Genomic DNA, 402 nt, shown 5'->3' with positions numbered 1-402 from the left:
GTAGCGCTCGTAGCATTCGAGGATGCGGTCGACGTTCCACTCGGTCTCGCATTCCTGCCAGGTGAGTTTGACGCCGTTGATGCCGCCTTCGACCTCGTTGATGTAGCGGAAATAGTCGATTTCGCCGGCCCACCACGGGATCCCGCTGGAGGCATAGGCGCCGACCCGGTAGGTGGCCATGGGCACGAATTGCTGGTTGTCGGCAGCTGCGGCAACAGCCGGCAGCAAGGTAGGCGCGCCCAGCAGGAACAGGCTGGCGAGCAGGTGGCGACGCAAGGTTTTACGCATATTCGGTTCTTTTGAGTGAAGGGTTTGAAACCTCCTTTCCCGTGGCCGGGTCAAGGCGCCTGAAGGTGTTGGTTTGGAGTCAGAAGCGCAGCGGCCAGACGCGAATGCGTTCAC

Annotated in this window: 1 protein-coding gene; it reads right to left on the bottom strand. The window is 60.9% G+C overall.

Going from position 1 to position 402, the window contains the following annotated elements; all coding sequences use genetic code 11:
- A partial coding sequence (locus SB765_RS28150) for an ABC transporter substrate-binding protein (protein WP_410932289.1) occupies positions 1-288 on the bottom strand: 288 nt, incomplete at its 3' end.
- Positions 289-402: the final 114 nt, after the last annotated feature.

The sequence above is a fragment of the Pseudomonas sp. SIMBA_067 genome, assembly GCF_046534675.1.
GTDB classification, from domain to species: Bacteria; Pseudomonadota; Gammaproteobacteria; order Pseudomonadales; family Pseudomonadaceae; genus Aquipseudomonas; species Aquipseudomonas putida.
The sequence above is the reverse complement of the archived record's forward strand: the minus strand, read 5'-3'. Positions and strand labels throughout refer to the sequence as shown.